This window comes from Streptomyces sp. NPDC048612 (assembly GCF_043199295.1).
In the GTDB taxonomy this organism is placed as follows: domain Bacteria; phylum Actinomycetota; class Actinomycetes; order Streptomycetales; family Streptomycetaceae; genus Streptomyces.
Map to the genome: position 1 here is coordinate 1 of NZ_JBICVV010000046.1, position 16,847 is coordinate 16,847.

Sequence of the window (16,847 nt, forward strand, 5' to 3'; positions counted from 1 at the left end):
GCTGTCAGGGCCCCAGCCCGCAGGGCAGCGGCGAGGCCGGCGACGACATGCTCATGAGGCAGGTGCCGGCCCAGCAGCAGGACCTCGATCAGGGCGCACCACGGTGGAACGACGCCAGGGGCCCGGGAACCGATCGGTTCCCGGGCCCCTGGCGTGTGTGCGGAGGCGTCCCGTCAGCGGCGGTGGCGCGGTCCCCCGCGGGGAAGCTCGGTGGCGGCCTGCGCGCTCCCGGCCGTCAGGTCCGGGGTGAGTCCGGCGGCGGCCCCGTCGAGCGTCTCGCGCTCACCGCGGCGCCGCTCCTCGGCCTCCTGCTCGGCCTTCTCCTTCGCCTCCATCTCCGCGGAGACGTCGATCGGCGCCGGTGCCTTCGCCAGGAAGACCCAGGTGAGATAGACGGCGAGCAGGAACGGCGGGATCTTCAGGGCGATCAGCACCCAGCCGAGCTGGGTGGTGTCCGCCCACCAGTACAGCGGGAAGAGGATCGCGCACTTGGCGAGCAGGATCAGCCCCCAGGCCCAGCTGGCCTTCGCGTACGCCTTCTTCCGGCCCGGGTTGCGGGTGCGCCAGGAGAGGTTCTCCTTGAACACCGGCCCCAGGATCAGCCCGATCAGCGGGACGCCCGCGAGCGTGGTGAGGATGTAGGCGAAGGCCAGCCCGAGGGTGTAGAGCATGCCCGGCAGATAGAAGTCCTTGGCGTTGCCGGTCATCATCGCGAAGACCACGCCGAAGGCCACCCCGAAGACGCCGCTGAAGGCGTGCTTGACGGTGTCCCTGCGGACCAGCCGGAGGATGCCCAGCACCAGCGAGACGGCCAGCGCGGCGATCGCCGAGACGTGCAGGTCCTTGTTGATCGTGAAGATCGTCACGAACAGCAGGCCGGGGACGACGGTCTCCACCATGCCCCGTACCCCGCCGAACGCCTCGAACAGCGCCGCCTCGGTCACCTGCCTGCCGTCGGCGGCGGGGTCGGCGCCCGGGGCGGGCGAGGCGGGTGGGGGGCCTGCGGAGGCGTCGTGATCGGCCTGCGCGTCAGTCGTCGGTCGGTCGTAAGACGTCACCGGCTACTCCTGTCCGAGCGGTCGGAGTTCGTACTTCGGATTGAAGAGCACCCGGCGTCCGTGGCTCAGGGAGACCCGGCCCGAGGCGATGAGCTTGCGGCCCGGCTCTATCCCCGCGATGGAGCGGCGTCCGAGCCACACCACGTCGAGGGCGGCGGAGCCGTCGAACAGCTCCGCCTCCAGCGCGGGCACACCGGCGCGGGGCCGCAGCGTGACATGCCGCAGGGTGCCGGTGACCTTCACTATCTGCCGGTCGTCACAGTCGCAGATACGGGTGCATCCCGCGTCCTGCGCGTCCTGTTGCAGCTCGGCGGACTGCAACTCCTCCTCGGAGGAGGACAGCCTGTCGAGCAGCCGGCGGAATCGACCGGCCGGCTTCTCGGATCGGGTCCCAGCACTCATGAGCCCAGCGTACCGGTGGCCGGGGCCCGGGATCACGGCCCGCACACGGAGTTCGTACCCGGCTCACAAAGCCGCTTCCGGCCGCCGGGGCGCTACTGCTCGAAGCGGTAGCCCATCCCCGGCTCCGTGATGAAGTGCTTCGGATGTGAGGGGTCGCTCTCCAGCTTGCGGCGGAGCTGCGCCATGTACACCCGAAGGTAGTTGGTCTCGGTGCCGTACGACGGGCCCCAGACCTCCTGGAGCAGCTGCTTCTGGCTGACCAGCCGGCCCGCGTTGCGGACCAGGACCTCCAGCAGGTGCCACTCGGTGGGGGTCAGCCGGATGTCCCGGCCACCGCGGTTGACCTTCTTCGCGGCGAGATCGACGGAGAAACCTTCCGTCTCCACGATCACCGCGTCGTCCGCCGGTCCGGTCGGCTCGGCCCGGCGCACCGCCGCCCGCAATCGGGCCAGCAGCTCGTCCATGCCGAACGGCTTGGTGACGTAGTCGTCCGCACCGGCGTCCAGCGCCTCCACCTTCTCGTCGGAGGTCTGCCGGGCGGAGAGCACCAGGATCGGCACCCGCGTCCAGCCCCGCAGCCCCTTGATCACCTCGACCCCGTCCATGTCGGGCAGGCCGAGGTCCAGGACGATGACATCGGGGTGGCGGGCGGCGGCGAGTTTGAGGGCGGTGGCCCCGTCGGGGGCGGCGTCCACCTCGTACTTGCGCGCCTTCAGGTTGATCACGAGGGCACGCACGATCTGCGGCTCGTCATCGACCACAAGCACCCGGTTCACTGGCGTTCTCCTCGCGGTGTCGTCTCCCGCCGGGCCGGGCCCGCCGGGCGTGGGATGAGGGGGGTCCGTGCGGCCCGGCTCATGTGGTGGCCTGTGCCGGAAGACCGGGCCGGGCGGGCGGCCGGCCGGGCGCGGCCCGGAGCGTCAGGACCATGGTCATCCCGCCGCCCGGGGTGTCCTCGGCGGCGAGCGTGCCGCCCATCGCCTCCGCGAAACCGCGCGCCACCGCCAGCCCCAGGCCCACCCCGGCACCGCGCGGAGCATCTCCGTAGCGCTGGAAGGGCTCGAAGATCCGGTCCTTGGCGCTGTCCGGCACCCCCGGGCCGCGGTCGGCGATCCGCAGCTCCACCCGATCACCGAGCGCACTCGCCGAGACCAGCACCGCCGTCCCGTCCGGGCTGTACTTCACGGCGTTCTCGACGAGGTTGGCGACCGCGCGTTCCAGCAGTCCCGGATCGACGGCGACGATCGGCAGCTCCTCGGGGATGTCGAGGGTGACGCTGCCCTCCGGCACGCCGCCGAGCGCCATCGGCACCACCTCGTCGAGGTCGATCTCCCGGATCAGCGGGGTGACCGTGCCGGTCTGCAGCCGGGACATGTCCAGCAGATTGCCGACGAGATGATCCAGCCGGTCGGCGCCCGCCTCGATGCCCGCCAGCAGCTCCGCCTCGTCCTCCTGGGACCAGGCGACGTCGTCGGAGCGCAGGGAGGTCACGGAGGCCTTGATGCCCGCCAGCGGGGTCCGCAGGTCGTGGCTGACGGCGGCCAGCAGCGCCGTCCTGATGCGGTTGCCCTCGGCCAGCTCCCGGGCCCGCTCCGCCTCGCCCACCAGCCGCTGCCGGTCCAGGACGACGGCGGCCTGGGCGGCGAACGCGGCCAGCACCCGGCGGTCCTCGGCGGGCAGCACCCGGCCGGTCAGCGCCAGCGCCATGTGGTCGCCCACCGGCATGTCGACATCGGCGTCCTCGGGGCGCCGCAGCGGCGTGCCGTGATCGGTGCCGGCCCGGCCCGCGCAGGTCCACGGCTCGACGTCACCGGCCCGCTCCAGCAGCACCACGGTCTCCATCCCGAAGGTCTCGCGCACCCGCTCCAGCAGGGCGTCCAGCGTCGTCTCCCCGCGCAGCACACTGCCCGCGAGGAAGGACAGGATCTCCGACTCGGCGCGCAGCCTGGCGGCCTGGTGGGTGCGGCGGGCCGCGAGGTCCACCACGGAGGCGACCGAGACGGCCACCGCGAAGAAGATCACGATGGCGACGAGATTCTTGGGGTCACTGACCGTGAGGGTGTGGGTGGGCGGGGTGAAGTAGAAGTTCAGCAGCAGCGAGCCGACCGCGGCCGACGCCAGCGCCGGCAGCTGCCCGCCGAGCAGCGCGGCGAGGACCGTCAGGAAGAGGAAGAGCAGCACGTCGTTGGCCAGACCGGGACCGTTCCCGATGCCGGTCAGCAGCAGCGAGAGCAGCACGGGGCCGACGACACCGACGAGCCAGCCGGAGACGATCCGGGTCCGCCCCAGCCGCGCACCGCGCGCCACCGGCAGCCCCCGGCCCTTGGCGACCTCGTCGTGGGTGACGATGTGCACGTCGAGGTCCGGCCCGGAGTCGCGGGCGACCGTCGCGCCCACCCCCGGCCCGAAGACGTACTGCCAGGCCTTGCGGCGACTCGAACCCAGCACGATCTGGGTGGCGTTGACGCCCCGTGCGAACTCCAGCAGCGCGCTCGGTATGTCATCGCCGATGACGTGGTGAAACGTCCCGCCGAGGTCCTCCACCAGGGTGCGCTGGACGGCGAGTTCCTTGGGCGAGGCCGAGGTCAGCCCATCGCTGCGCGCTATGTAGACGGCGAGCACCTCACTGCCCGAGCCCTTGGCCGCCACCCGGGCCGCGCGGCGGATCAGCGTGCGCCCCTCAGGACCGCCGGTCAGTCCGACGACGATGCGCTCACGCGCCTGCCAGGTGGAGCGGATCGAATGCTCCGCGCGGTACTCCTGCAGATACTCGTCCACCCGGTCGGCGACCCACAGCAGCGCCAGCTCGCGCAGCGCCGTGAGGTTGCCCGGCCGGAAGTAGTTGGAGAGGGCGGCGTCCACCTTGTCGGGCTGGTAGATGTTGCCGTGCGCCATACGACGGCGGATCGCCTGGGGCGACATGTCGACAAGCTCGATCTGGTCGGCCCGGCGGACGATCTCGTCCGGCACGGTCTCCCGCTGCCGCACACCGGTTATGGACTCGACGACGTCGCCGAGCGACTCCAGATGCTGGATGTTCACCGTCGAGATCACGTGGATGCCGGCTTCCAGCAGCTCCTCGATGTCCTGCCAGCGCTTGGCGTTGCGGGAACCGGGGACATTGGTGTGCGCCAGCTCGTCGACCAGCGCCACGGCCGGCCCGCGCTCCAGGACCGCGTCCACGTCCATTTCGGTGAAGACCGTGCCGCGGTACTCCAGCTCCCGGCGCTGGATCTGCTCCAGCCCGTGCAGCATGACCTCCGTACGAGGCCTGCCGTGGTGCTCGACGAACGCCACGACGGCGTCCGTCCCCCGCTCCACGCGCCGGTGCGCCTCGGACAGCATCGCGTACGTCTTGCCGACGCCCGGTGCCGCGCCGAGATATATCCGAAGCTTGCCGCGTGCCATGGCCCCATTGTCTTACGTGAAGGCCGCCCCCACCGGGCTGAACCTGCTGCGACCCTACCGACCGAACAAGGCGACAAAAGGTGCACTTGGCGACTTCGGGCCTGGTCTTGACGCGACCATGATGTGGGGGCGGGGAGCTGCGGGGCGGGTGGGGGCATGGGGGTGTGGGGCCTTGTCTCCTGGGGGGCTTTGGGGTGGGTGTGGGGGGCGTGGGTGGGGTGGTGGATGGGGGACGGCGGGTGGGTGCGGGGGCCGGTTGGGTGGCGGCTGTCGTGTGGGGAGGGGGTGTGCGTTAGTTGGTGGTGGTCGTGGTGGTCGTGGTGGTCGTGGTGGTCGGGAGGCGCGGGACGGGAAAGGTGCGGGTCAGGGGGCAGCTGGCGGGTGCGGTGTCGGTGGAGCCGACGGTCGGGAAGCCGCTTCGGTCCGGCCGGGTGGCTGCTTCGGTCGGGGCGCGGCCCGTACGGACACATGCGGGCGGGCGCCGCGCGAAGAGGTACGCGGCGCCCGCTGTGACGTCCGGCAGAAGCCGGACCCGGTCGGCGTACACCACGCACTGCGGTACGGCGGCCGCCCCGGCGGCGCAGAGCGCCCGGTCATGCCTCCATGACACCGGCCGGGGCGGTGTCCCACCAGCCCAAGACGCTTTCTCTGACGCATCACTGACGCCGAGCGGCCGGAGGGAGATGAGGGGTGAGCCACGGCAAGAAAATGCTGTCGCCCGGCCACCGGCCGACTGCGACGATGCCCTACATGACCGAGGCACATCTGACGACGCCCCGCATCGACGTACGCATCGCCCACACCGCCGACCTGGACGCCACCACCCTCAAGGCGGCCCGCGCCCTCCTCTACGACGTCTTCGACGACATGACCGCGGAGGACTGGGAGCACGCACTCGGCGGGCTGCACGCCCTGATCCACGAGGACGGCGAACTGATCGGGCATGCCAGCGTCGTCCAGCGACGCCTGCTGCACGGCGGCCGGGCGCTGCGCTGCGGCTACGTGGAGGGCGTGGGCGTACGCGCGGACCGGCGCGGCCGCGGGCACGGCGCCGCCCTGATGGAGGCCCTGGAGCGAGTGGTGCACAGCGGCTACGACCTCGGCGCGCTCGGCGCCGCCGACGAGGCCGCTGCCTTCTACGCGGCCCGTGGCTGGCAACGGTGGCGCGGCCGCTCCTGGGCACTCACCCCGGACGGCGTCCAGCGCACCGACGACGAGGACGGCTGCATCTACGTCCTGCCCGCCGCGACCACCCCACTCGACCTCGACACCGACCTCACCTGCGACTGGCGCGACGGCGACGTGTGGTGATGCGGGGGGACGGTCGGAGGGTGCCCAGGAGGGGCGAGGGGGGCGGGCGAGGGATCGAGGCCTGCGGGTGGGCAGGGAGAGCCTGAGGGCGGGCAGGTGGGATGTCCCTTCTGGAGGGCCTCCCTGGTGGGGGCCCTCCCCCTCCCTCCCCTCCCCCCGCCCCTCACCCTCCCCCCGCCCCCGTGCTCACCTCCGTGATCACGCCGTCGCTCAGCTCCAGGACGCGGTCGGCCAGGCCCAGGAGGTTGGCGTCGTGGGTGGCCACCAGGGCCGTCACACCCTCGCTGCGGACGACGGCCCGCAGCAGGTCCATCACCTCCATGCCGGTCTCGGCGTCCAGTTGTCCGGTCGGCTCGTCGGCTATGAGCAGCGCGGGCCGGTTGGCGAGTGCACGGGCGATGGCCACACGCTGCTGCTGACCGCCGGAGAGTTCACCGGGCCGCTGCGCGGCGTGGTCGGCCAGGCCCACCAAGGACAGCAGGAGCGCGACACGCTCCTCACGCTCACGCGGTGGGACCTTGCGCAGCCGCAGCGGCACCCCGACGTTCTCCGCGGCGCTGAGTATCGGTATGAGCCCGAACGACTGGAAGACGAACCCGATGCGGTCACGGCGCATCGCCAGCAGCCCGCTCTCGCCGAGGTCGGCCAGCGCCGTCCCGTCCACGGTGATCCGCCCCGAGTCGGGGGTGTCCAGGCCGCCGATGAGGTTGAGCAGAGTGGTCTTGCCCGATCCGGAACGGCCGCGCAGGGCGACCAGTTCGCCGCGCGGGACGCTGCAGGACACCCCACGTAAGGCGTGTACGGCGCCGGCGCCGGAACCGTGGCTGCGGTGCAGATCCTCGACGACGACCATGGCCCCGACCGCCACCGCCCCGGGATCGGCCACCCCCGCGCTCACCCCCTCCGCCGGTGCCTCGCGCGCCTCGGACGCCTTGCTCCGCGCCCTGCCCCTACGCCCGTTCCCGCCCGACACGCTTCCCCCGCCGTTCATGCCCCGCTCCCCCATTCCGCTCACGCACCGCTTCCGGCACCGACCCGGCCACTGCTGCACACACGACCTGCCGCCAACCGGCCTCACCCGCACCCACGTTGGCCGTCCCCGCTCATCGGCCTCGGACTGCCTGCCGGTTGCGTCAGTATGCGTACGGCGCGCTCCGGCAAGCAACGCCTGTGGATAACTCTCGGACCGGCTCCGCCGCACACTCCGGCCCACCCGGAACCGGCCCGGCTCAGTTCAGCTCACCGTCACCCGCCACAGCGGAGCCAATCGACCGCGGGCCCCTCCCCCACCGCAGCACACCCCATCCCCCACCCAAAAACGACCAAGCGGCCCCGGAACCACCTCCCAGAGCCGCCCGTCGTGCCCGCACCAGCCCCGAGCCACCCGCCCGGCGCCACCACGCCGCACCACACCACACAACCCAACTCAGCCGACCGCACACGATGCCCCACTCACGATGACCCACTCACGGTCATCGCGCCCGACGGCCCCCACTCACCCCTTCCCCGCCCCCTCCACCAGCTCCCTCAGCGCCACGTTCAGCTCCAGGACGTTCACCCGCGGCTCGCCCAGGAAGCCGAGGGTGCGCCCGTCGGTGTGTTCCTTGACCAGCTTGTCCACGGTGCCGGCGGGGAGGTGGTTCCGCCGGGCGACCGTGGCGGCCTGCAGTGCGGCGTAGGCCGGGGAGATGTCCGGGTCGAGGCCGGAGCCGGAGGAGGTGACGGCGTCCGCCGGGACCTTCGACTCGGGGACTCCGTAGGTGGCGGAGACCCAGTGCTTGCGTTCCTTCACCGCCTTGATGAGGTCGGTGTTGGTGGCGCCCAGGTTGGAGGCGCCGGAGACCTGGAGGTCGTACTGGGTGTTGACGCCGTTGGTCTTGTTGCTGCCCAGTCCCGCCGAGGGGCGCGGCTGGAAGTACCGCAGGTCGGGGACCGGATTGCCGGCCTTGTCCGTGCCCTTGTCGTAGCGCTGCCCGATGAGCGAGGAGCCGACGGCCTTGCCCTGGTGGCTCACCTCGGAACCGTTGGCCTTGTGGGGGAACGCCGCCTGGGCCACCCCGGTGACCAGCAGCGGGTAGAGGACGCCGCAGACCACGGTCAGTACGAGCAGGGCGCGCAGGCCCGCCCCGATCAACCGGGCGGTGTTGCGTACGGAGTTGTTCACGGCGGTCACCCGATTCCGGGGAGGAGAGAGAGCAGCAGGTCGATGAGCTTGATGCCGATGAAGGGCGCGATCAGGCCACCGAGTCCGTAGACCGCCAGGTTGCGTCGCAGCATCTTGTCGGCGCTCACGGGGCGGTACTGCACGCCCTTGAGGGCGAGCGGTACCAGCGCGACGATGATCAGTGCGTTGAAGATGATCGCCGAGAGGATCGCGGAGTTGGGGCTAGACAGCCGCATGATGTTGAGGGTGTCCAGGCCCGGGTAGGCCACCGCGAACATCGCCGGGATGATCGCGAAGTACTTCGCGACGTCGTTGGCGATGGAGAAGGTGGTCAGCGCTCCCCGGGTGATGAGGAGTTGCTTGCCGATCTCGACGATCTCGATGAGCTTGGTCGGGTTGGAGTCCAGGTCCACCATGTTCCCGGCCTCCTTGGCGGCCGAGGTGCCGGTGTTCATGGCCACGCCGACGTCCGCCTGGGCCAGTGCGGGTGCGTCGTTGGTGCCGTCGCCGGTCATCGCGACCAGCTTGCCGCCGGCCTGTTCGCGCTTGATGAGCGCCATCTTGTCCTCGGGCGTGGCTTCCGCGAGGAAGTCGTCCACGCCGGCCTCGTCGGCGATGGCCTTGGCCGTCAGCGGGTTGTCGCCCGTGATCATGACGGTCTTGATGCCCATCTTGCGCAGCTCGGTGAAGCGTTCGCGCATGCCGTCCTTGACGACGTCCTTGAGGTGGATGACTCCCAGGACGCGGGGTCCGCTCTCGTCCTCCAGGGCGACCAGCAGCGGGGTGCCGCCGGCCTGGGAGATCGCGTCGGTGAGCTGCTGGGCGTCGTCGGCGACGGTGCCGCCGCGCTCCTTGACCCAGGCGAGGACCGAACCGGAGGCCCCCTTACGGACCTTGCGGCCGTCGACGTCCACACCCGACATCCGGGTCTGGGCGGTGAACGGCACCCATGCGGCGTCCGTCAGCTCGCCCTGGTGCCGCTCGCGGAGGCCGTACTTCTCCTTGGCGAGGACGACGATGGAGCGGCCCTCGGGGGTCTCATCGGCGAGTGAGGACAGCTGGGCGGCGTCGGCGACCTCGGCTTCGGTGGTGCCGCTTACGGGGACGAACTCGGCGGCCTGGCGGTTGCCGAGGGTGATGGTGCCGGTCTTGTCGAGCAGCAATGTCGATACATCGCCCGCCGCTTCGACGGCGCGGCCGGACATGGCCAGCACGTTGCGCTGCACCAGCCGGTCCATCCCGGCGATGCCGATGGCGGAGAGCAGTGCGCCGATCGTCGTGGGGATCAGGCAGACCAGCAGCGCGAGCAGCACGATCATGGACTGTTCGGCGCCGGCGTAGATCGCGAACGGCTGGAGGGTGACCACCGCCAGCAGGAAGACGATGGTGAGCGACGCCAGCAGGATGTTCAGCGCGATCTCGTTGGGGGTCTTCTGCCGTGCGGCGCCCTCGACGAGGTTGATCATCCGGTCGATGAAGGTCTCGCCGGGCTTCGTCGTGATCTTGATGACGATGCGGTCGGAGAGCACCTTCGTGCCGCCGGTCACCGCGGAGCGGTCACCGCCCGACTCCCGGATGACCGGGGCCGATTCACCGGTGATCGCCGACTCGTCCACCGACGCGACGCCCTCGACGACATCGCCGTCGCCGGGGATGATGTCGCCGGCCTCGCAGACGACCAGGTCACCGATGCGCAGCTCGGTGCCGGGGACCTGGTCCTCGCTGCCGCCGCTGAGGCGGCGCGCCACGGTGTCGGTCTTGGCCTTGCGCAGGGTGTCGGCCTGCGCCTTGCCGCGGCCCTCGGCGACCGCCTCCGCCAGGTTGGCGAAGATCACGGTCAGCCACAGCCAGGCGGCGATCGCCCAGCCGAACCAGTCCGCGGGGGACGTGAGGGCGAAGACGGTGGTCAGGACGGAGCCGACCTCGACCACGAACATCACGGGGGACTTGACCATCACCCGCGGGTCGAGCTTGCGTAGCGCGTCCGGGAAGGACGTGAGCAGCTGCTTGGGGTCGAAGAGGCCGCCGCCCACGCGGCCGTCGCCGGGCTTGTGCCCGCTGGGGACGTCCTGGTGCGGGGCGCGCGTCGGAGTAACGGTCGATCGGGAGGCCATGGAGCCGGGCTCCTCCGGTTTCACGGGGGCGGTCATGACAGGCCTTCCGCCAGCGGCCCGAGGGCCAGTGCCGGGAAGTACGTCAGACCGGTGATGATCAGGATCGTGCCGACCAGCAGCCCGGCGAAGAGCGGCTTTTCGGTACGCAGGGTGCCCGCGGTCTCCGGGACCGGCTTCTGCTCGGCGAGCGAGCCGGCCAGGGCGAGCACGAACACCATCGGCAGGAAGCGGCCGAGCAGCATCGCCAGACCGATCGTGGTGTTGTACCAGGGCGTGTTGGCGTTGAGGCCGCCGAAGGCCGAGCCGTTGTTGTTGGCGCCGGAGGTGAAGGCGTACAGCACCTCGGAGAAGCCGTGCGAACCGGCGCCCAGCGCCTTGGTGTTGAGCATCGAGCCCAGCGCGTCCGGCAGCACCATCGAGGCGGCGGTGAAGCCGAGCACCAGGGTCGGGGTGACGAGGATGTAGCAGGCCGCGAGCTTGATCTCGCGGGTGCCGATCTTCTTGCCGAGGTACTCGGGTGTCCGGCCGACCATCAGCCCGGCGATGAACACCGCGATGACCGCCATGACCAGCATGCCGTAGAGGCCGGAGCCGACGCCGCCGGGTGCGATCTCGCCCAGCATCATGCCGAGCAGCTGGATGCCGCCGCCGAAGGCCGTGAAGGAGGAGTGGAAGGAGTCGACCGCGCCGGTGGAGGTGAGGGTGGTGGCCACCGAGAAGATCGCGGAGGAGCCGACGCCGAAGCGGGTCTCCTTGCCCTCCATGGCGGCGCCCGCGGCCTGCAGGGCCGGCCCGCCGTGCGCGAACTCGGTCCACAGCATCAGCGCGGTGAAGCCGAGCCAGATGACGCCCATCGTGGCGAGGATCGCGTAGCCCTGCCTCACGTTCCCGACGAGCTTGCCGAAGGTGCGGGTCAGCGCGAACGGGATGACGAGGATCAGGAAGATCTCGAAGAGGTTGGTGAAGGCGTCGGGGTTCTCGAAGGGGTGGGCGGAGTTGGCGTTGAAGTAGCCGCCCCCATTGGTGCCCAGTTCCTTGATGACCTCCTGGGAGGCGACCGCGCCGCCGTTGGTCTGCTGGGAGCCGCCCATGAACTGGCCGACCTCGTGGATGCCGGAGAAGTTCTGGATGGCGCCGCAGGCGACCAGGACGAGCGCGCCGAGCACGGCGATCGGGACGAGCACCCGCACGGTGCCGCGGACCAGGTCGGCCCAGAAGTTGCCGAGTTCGCCCGCGCGGCGGCCGGTGCCGTCCGTCCGGCGGAGGGCGAAGCCGCGGACGAGGGCGATGGCGACGGCCATGCCGGTGGCGGCGGACACGAAGTTCTGCACCGCGAGGCCGGCGGTCTGGACGACGTGGCCCATGGCCTGCTCGCCACTGTAGGACTGCCAGTTGGTGTTGGCGACGAAGGAGGCCGCGGTGTTGAACGCCTGGTCCGGACTGATCGACGCGAAGCCGAGGGACAGCGGCATCCCGCCCTGGAGACGCTGCAGCAGGTAGAGGACGAGCACACCCGCCGCGGAGAACGCCAGGACGCCGCGCAGGTAGGCCGGCCAGCGCATCTGGGCGTTCGCGTCGGCGCCTATGCAGCGGTAGATGACCTTCTCGACGCGGAGGTGCTGGGGGGAGCTGTAGACGGCGGCCATGTAGTCGCCGAGAGGGCGGTACGCCAGGGCCAGCGCCGCGACGAGCGCTGTCAGCTGGAGCACGCTTGCGAGGACGGGGCTCAGGTGGCCCGCCGCGGCAGCAGCAGTGGACACCTCAGAACCTCTCCGGGAAGACGAGGGCGAGGACCAGATAGCCGAGCAGGGCGACGGCCACGAGCAGTCCGACGATGTTCTCGACGGTCACAGCTTCGCCACCCCCTTGGCGACGAGAGCCACCAGCGCGAAGACCGCGATCGTGACGACGACGAAGGCCACGTCGGCCATCGTGTGCTCCTAGAGGGACGGGGAGGACAGGTCCCCTAGAGCAAAGCGCCGTTCCCACCCCGTGTGACCGTCGTTGACGCCTCTCTTACGGCCATTAGCGCTCCGTTGACGGCTTTCTTACGCCTCCCCGCCTGACCTGCACAAACGGAAGGGCCCGCACCCCCCATCGGGGAGTACGGGCCCTGGTGACCGTCGTGATCCGGCCGTGGCCGGGCGCCTTCCCGCGCATCCGGCCGCCGGAGGTGTCAGCGGATCTCGGTGATCTCCGGTCCGCGCTCCAGACGCTCCACGCCGCCGCCGAACCGCGACTGCTCGACCGGCTCCTGCTGCACACCGTCCGGCACCATCTGGGCGTCGTCCGGCAGCTTCAGGACGATCGGGTCGCGGGGCGCCATCGGGGCCTCGCCACGGATGATCACGGTGTCCCGGAAGATGTGCTCCAGCACGCCCGCGGCCTGCGGCTGCACCGCGCCCTGGCCGGAGATCACACCGCGCAGGAACCACCGGGGGCCGTCGACACCGATGAAGCGCACGACCTGCACACCGTTGGTGCCGTCCGGCAGCTGTACGGGTACCTGGGCGCGCAGCTCCCAGCCCAGCGGGCCCTCGACCTCGTCGATGACCCCGCCCTGCTGGGTGATGCCGGCGGCGATCTCCTCGCGGACCTCGCCCCAGATGCCCTCGTTCTTGGGGGCGGCGAAGGCCTGCAGCTGTACGGCGCTGTCCTGCAGCACCACGGTCGCGGCGACGATGGCGTCGCCGGCGACCTCCACCCGAAGTTCCATGCCCTCGACACCGGGCACGAACAGCCCGCCGAGATCGACCCGGCCCTCGCCGGGCTCGGAGACCTCCGACGCGTCCCAGGGGCCGTCGGGGCGCGGCGCGGGCGGAAGGCTGAGCCGCTGCGCCGCCTCGTCCTCGTCGGCGTCGCTCACCGCTCGCTCGTCGTCGAGCGTGGTGTCCTCGGCCGGCTCTTCAGGAGCCTCGTTCTTCTTGCGACGTCCGAACACGTCACTGTCCTTCCCGGTCGGCACCGACCGATGCGTATTCATTCCCGCCCGTGGAGCCGCCCACCGCCGCATGACCGCCGGTGGAACCGAATCCCCCCTCGGCCCGCGCCGAGCCGGGAAGTTCCGCCACCTCGTGGAAGCGCACCTTCTCGACCTGCTGGACGACCAGTTGGGCGATCCGGTCGAATCGTTCGAACCGCACGCTCTCGCGCGGGTCCAGATTGACCACGATCACCTTGATCTCTCCACGGTACCCGGCATCCACCGTCCCGGGGGCATTCACCAGCGCCAGTCCGCACCGCGCGGCCAGCCCCGACCGGGGGTGCACGAAGGCCGCGTAGCCGTCGGGCAGGGCGATCGACACCCCGGTGGGCAGCACGGTGCGCTCCCCCGGTGCCAGCTCGGCGGCCTCGGTGGTCACCAGATCCACGCCCGCGTCGCCGGGATGCCCGTACGACGGCACGGGCACCTCCGGGTCCAGCCGCCGCAGCAGCACATCCACCGGATTCCGTACCTGACTCACGGGTTCACCTCGAAGGCACGCGCTCGTTTGACCTGGTCCGGGTCGGACATCGCCGCCTGGATCTCCTCGGTCCTGCCGTTGTCGATGAAGTGGTCGACCTTCACCTCGATGAAGACGGCGTCGGCGCGCACCGCCACCGGGCCGTCCGGGCCGCCTATACGGCCCACGGCCTTCGAGTAGATCTTCCTGCCGTGCACGGCGGTGACCCGCGCGTCCAGGTGCAGCACGGTGCCCAGCGGCACCGGCCGCACGAAGTCGGTCTCCAGCCGGCCGGTCACCGCGATCACTCGCAGCAGCCAGTTCAGCGAGCCGAGGGTCTCGTCCAGCGCGGTGGCCAGCACCCCGCCGTGCGCCAGGCCGGGCGCACCCTGGTGGGCCTCCTTGACGGTGAACTCGGCGGTCACGCTCACGCCGTCACCGGCCCGCGCCTCCAGGTGCAGCCCGTGGGGCTGACCCGTGCCACAGCCGAAGCAGCGGTCGTAGTGCGCGCCGAGGAGTTCCCCGGGTGCCGGCGCCTCGGCATGCCGGACCGGAGCGACGGCATCCGCCGGTGGCGTCAGCCGCGACAGCTCCGTCCTCGTTCTGTCAGTTCCACTCACGAGTGCAGACCCTACCCGCGCGCGTAACGGGCCCGCGCCGCCGTGCCAAGCTGGAGCCATGCAGTCGTACGAAGAACGTCTCACCGCGCCCCGGTCCTGGTGGGTGATCGCCGCGCTGACCGGCGTCGCCTGCGCCCTGATGCTGCTGCCCGTGGGGACGCTCCCGATGCTCGCCGGGCTGATCGGCGGCGCGGCGCTGGCCGCGGTGGCGGTGAGCACGTACGGCTCGGCGCGCATCCGGGTCGTGGGCGGTGCGCTGATCGCCGGCGACGCGAAGATCCCGGCGGCGGCGCTGGGCGAGGCACGGGCGCTGGACGCGGACGAGGCGCTGGCCTGGCGCACGCACAAGGCCGATGCCCGGGCGTTCATGCTGCTGCGCAGCTACATCCGCACCGCGGTGCGGGTGGAGATCACCGACCCCGAGGACCCGACGCCGTACGCCTATCTCTCGACGCGGGACCCGGAGCGTCTGGTGGCGGCGCTGGCGGCCGCACGCGCCTGACCTGCGGGCCGGGGGCCGCGTCAGCCGCCCGGCGGGGGCGGGGGGCCTTGGGCCGTTCCGCCGTCCGTCAGGGAAGCCGGACCGGATTCGGGGAGGGCGTCCCAGGGGACCTGCTTCGTGCGCAGGTCCTTGCGGATCTTCTCGGCGAGTTTCCGGGTGTCCCTGCGGTTCATGAACGCACCGACGGATGCGCCGATCATGAACGGGATGAGGTTGGGGAGGTTGCGCAGCGTGCGCTTCATGATCTGCTGGCGCAGTTCGCGCCGCATCTGGACGCCGAGGGCGAAGTTCAGCGAGGCCGGTTTGGTGACGTCGATGCCCCGCTCCTCCGTCCAGGAGGTCAGGTAGGCCATGCCCCGCTGCCGGAAGTTCCCGGCGGGCCGGAGGCCGTAGACCTCGTGGAGCTCGGCGATCAGTTTGATCTCGACCGAGGCGACGCCGGTGATCTCGGCGGCCAGCTCGGCCGGCATGGCGGGCGGTACGGGCAGCATGGCTGCCGCGCCGACGCCCGCTCCGACGGTGGCGGTGCCCTTGCAGGCGCCCGCGACGAGCTTGTCGGCCAGGTCCTCGGGGGTCAGTCCGGGGAACTGGGCGCGCAGGGTGGCGAGGTCGCGGACCGGGATACGCGGGGCGAGCTCGATGATCCGGTCGGCGATCACGGTGAGCGCCGCCCGTACCCTGCCGCCGCCCCGTCCGGCACCGCGGCCGATCATGACGGCGAGCGAGGCCGCGCGGCCTCGCTCCTCTGTTGCACCGGTCATCCGCTCCGTGGGAAGGGCGGTCGGGTCGGCGGGCACGGGCGCGGTTTCCTCGCGTGATCGTGCGCCGGCCGCCGGACCTTCGGCGCCCTTGGGTCCCTTACGGAACGGGTTCACGCCTGCCACGGCGTCGACCCGTTCAGGCCGCGCAGTCGCGGCAGATCGGCTGCCCGTTCTTGTCCTCCGCGGCGAGCTGGCTGCGGTGGTGGACCAGGAAGCAGCTCATGCACGTGAACTCGTCCTGCTGCTTGGGCAGCACGCGCACGGCCAGCTCTTCATTGGACAGGTCCGCGCCCGGCAGCTCCAGGCCCTCTGCCTGCTCGAACTCGTCGACGTCGACGGCCGAGGCGGACTTGTCGTTCCGCCGCGACTTCAGCTCCTCGATGCTGTCCTCGTTGAGGTCGTCATCGGTCTTGCGTGGGGTGTCGTAATCCGTAGCCATTTTCGCTCTCCCCCTCTGGGTGTCTGCGGTGTCTCAGCGCTCGTAACGCGTGAGAGGCCGGACTTGTGCCCGACCTGAGGCGGAGATTTTGCCTCACATCAAGGTCTGTTACTCAATCGACACCCAACCGCACCCCTGAAGAGGTGATCGGTTTGGATGGCGATCAGGACCGTACACGGTCCGAATGTCGCACCTCGCGCAGCCCATCACCTGTACTTCCCGTGATCTGACCCCTCGGAAACCCGGACGTCCCCGGGCATTCCGACGGGATTTTCGATCACGGAGCGTAGAGGGCCGGAATTTCGCGCCTGTGAGGGATCACACACGCAAAGACCCGTGGTCGGACCGGTTTAATTCCGCGCAAAGCGAACTCGGCGAAGGGTGCACGCCGACCCCCCTTCTCGTCAAACCGGGAGGCGAGGCGGCATACGGCCGCGAGACGAGCGATCGTACGCACAGATGTCCGGTGACGCCCGCGGGGGCGCACAGGGGCTCCAGCGGGCGTACAACCGCCCTCTGGCCTGCGTCAGAGCGGGAGGACGACCCGCATCACCAGCCCGCCGCCCTCCCGCGGCCGCGCCGTGATCGTCCCGTCATGCGCCCGCACCACCGACCGCACGATCGA

17 protein-coding genes are annotated in these 16,847 nt (G+C 71.0%); 2 read left to right on the forward strand and 15 right to left on the reverse strand.

Translation table 11 applies throughout. The features are described from left to right. Positions 1-173 precede the first annotated feature (173 nt). From ACGFN2_RS35335 to ACGFN2_RS35355, 5 genes are all read right to left on the reverse strand, one after another. A complete protein-coding gene (locus tag ACGFN2_RS35335) occupies positions 174-1,058 on the reverse strand; it encodes a DUF3159 domain-containing protein (protein ID WP_393367038.1) in 885 nt (294 codons plus the stop codon). A 3-nt stretch (positions 1,059-1,061) separates the two neighbouring features. Then, positions 1,062-1,460, reverse strand: coding sequence for an OB-fold nucleic acid binding domain-containing protein (locus tag ACGFN2_RS35340; RefSeq protein ID WP_042159737.1), 399 nt, complete (start codon positions 1,458-1,460; stop codon positions 1,062-1,064). 92 nt (positions 1,461-1,552) lie between these two features. After that, positions 1,553-2,236, reverse strand: coding sequence for a response regulator (locus ACGFN2_RS35345; protein WP_362613758.1), 684 nt, complete (start codon positions 2,234-2,236; stop codon positions 1,553-1,555). A 79-nt stretch (positions 2,237-2,315) separates the two neighbouring features. Further along, on the reverse strand, positions 2,316-4,868 hold the full coding sequence (locus ACGFN2_RS35350) for an ATP-binding protein (RefSeq protein ID WP_393367041.1): 2,553 nt from the start codon (positions 4,866-4,868) through the stop codon (positions 2,316-2,318). A 292-nt stretch (positions 4,869-5,160) separates the two neighbouring features. Further along, the gene (locus ACGFN2_RS35355; RefSeq protein WP_362613763.1) at positions 5,161-5,478 is read right to left on the reverse strand and encodes a hypothetical protein; all 318 of its coding nucleotides are present in this window, start codon (positions 5,476-5,478) and stop codon (positions 5,161-5,163) included. A gap of 131 nt (positions 5,479-5,609) precedes the next feature. Between ACGFN2_RS35355 and ACGFN2_RS35360 the strand changes: the two genes are divergently transcribed. Next, positions 5,610-6,179, forward strand: coding sequence for a GNAT family N-acetyltransferase (locus tag ACGFN2_RS35360; RefSeq protein WP_393367053.1), 570 nt, complete (start codon positions 5,610-5,612; stop codon positions 6,177-6,179). Positions 6,180-6,342: 163 nt separating this feature from the next. On the opposite strand, the gene ACGFN2_RS35365 is transcribed toward ACGFN2_RS35360, so the two are convergent. From ACGFN2_RS35365 to ACGFN2_RS35400, 8 genes are all read right to left on the reverse strand, one after another. Beyond that, the gene (locus tag ACGFN2_RS35365; protein ID WP_393367055.1) at positions 6,343-7,032 is read right to left on the reverse strand and encodes an ABC transporter ATP-binding protein; all 690 of its coding nucleotides are present in this window, start codon (positions 7,030-7,032) and stop codon (positions 6,343-6,345) included. A gap of 642 nt (positions 7,033-7,674) precedes the next feature. Beyond that, complete coding sequence (gene kdpC, locus ACGFN2_RS35370) at positions 7,675-8,352, reverse strand: potassium-transporting ATPase subunit KdpC (RefSeq protein ID WP_393367044.1); 678 nt, start codon at positions 8,350-8,352, stop codon at positions 7,675-7,677. Further along, positions 8,349-10,457: a potassium-transporting ATPase subunit KdpB gene (gene kdpB, locus ACGFN2_RS35375; protein ID WP_393367046.1), complete on the reverse strand. Its 2,109-nt coding sequence runs from the start codon at positions 10,455-10,457 to the stop codon at positions 8,349-8,351. The genes kdpC and kdpB overlap by 4 nt, the downstream gene beginning before the upstream one ends. A 32-nt stretch (positions 10,458-10,489) precedes the next feature. Next, a complete protein-coding gene (kdpA, locus tag ACGFN2_RS35380) occupies positions 10,490-12,187 on the reverse strand; it encodes a potassium-transporting ATPase subunit KdpA (protein WP_393367057.1) in 1,698 nt (565 codons plus the stop codon). 31 nt (positions 12,188-12,218) lie between these two features. Further along, on the reverse strand, positions 12,219-12,308 hold the full coding sequence (gene kdpF / locus ACGFN2_RS35385; protein ID WP_015661927.1) for a K(+)-transporting ATPase subunit F: 90 nt from the start codon (positions 12,306-12,308) through the stop codon (positions 12,219-12,221). Positions 12,309-12,633: 325 nt separating this feature from the next. Next, the gene (locus ACGFN2_RS35390) at positions 12,634-13,398 is read right to left on the reverse strand and encodes a DUF3710 domain-containing protein (RefSeq protein WP_362613772.1); all 765 of its coding nucleotides are present in this window, start codon (positions 13,396-13,398) and stop codon (positions 12,634-12,636) included. A gap of 1 nt (position 13,399) precedes the next feature. Beyond that, positions 13,400-13,921 carry a dUTP diphosphatase gene (gene dut, locus ACGFN2_RS35395; protein WP_086718403.1) on the reverse strand — a complete coding sequence of 174 codons (522 nt, stop codon included), beginning with the start codon at positions 13,919-13,921 and terminating at the stop codon, positions 13,400-13,402. After that, positions 13,918-14,520, reverse strand: a complete 603-nt coding sequence (locus ACGFN2_RS35400) for a PaaI family thioesterase (RefSeq protein ID WP_362613774.1) — start codon at positions 14,518-14,520, stop codon at positions 13,918-13,920. The genes dut and ACGFN2_RS35400 overlap by 4 nt, the downstream gene beginning before the upstream one ends. Before the next feature lie 58 nt (positions 14,521-14,578). Between ACGFN2_RS35400 and ACGFN2_RS35405 the strand changes: the two genes are divergently transcribed. Further along, positions 14,579-15,022 carry a DUF3093 domain-containing protein gene (locus ACGFN2_RS35405; protein ID WP_393367049.1) on the forward strand — a complete coding sequence of 148 codons (444 nt, stop codon included), beginning with the start codon at positions 14,579-14,581 and terminating at the stop codon, positions 15,020-15,022. Positions 15,023-15,042: 20 nt separating this feature from the next. Here ACGFN2_RS35405 and ACGFN2_RS35410 read toward each other — a convergent pair whose 3' ends face one another. Next, entirely contained in the window at positions 15,043-15,819 is a 777-nt protein-coding gene (locus tag ACGFN2_RS35410; RefSeq protein ID WP_393367051.1) for a hypothetical protein, read from the reverse strand. 100 nt (positions 15,820-15,919) lie between these two features. Next, positions 15,920-16,222, reverse strand: coding sequence for a DUF4193 domain-containing protein (locus ACGFN2_RS35415; protein ID WP_003982531.1), 303 nt, complete (start codon positions 16,220-16,222; stop codon positions 15,920-15,922). Positions 16,223-16,847 lie beyond the last annotated feature (625 nt).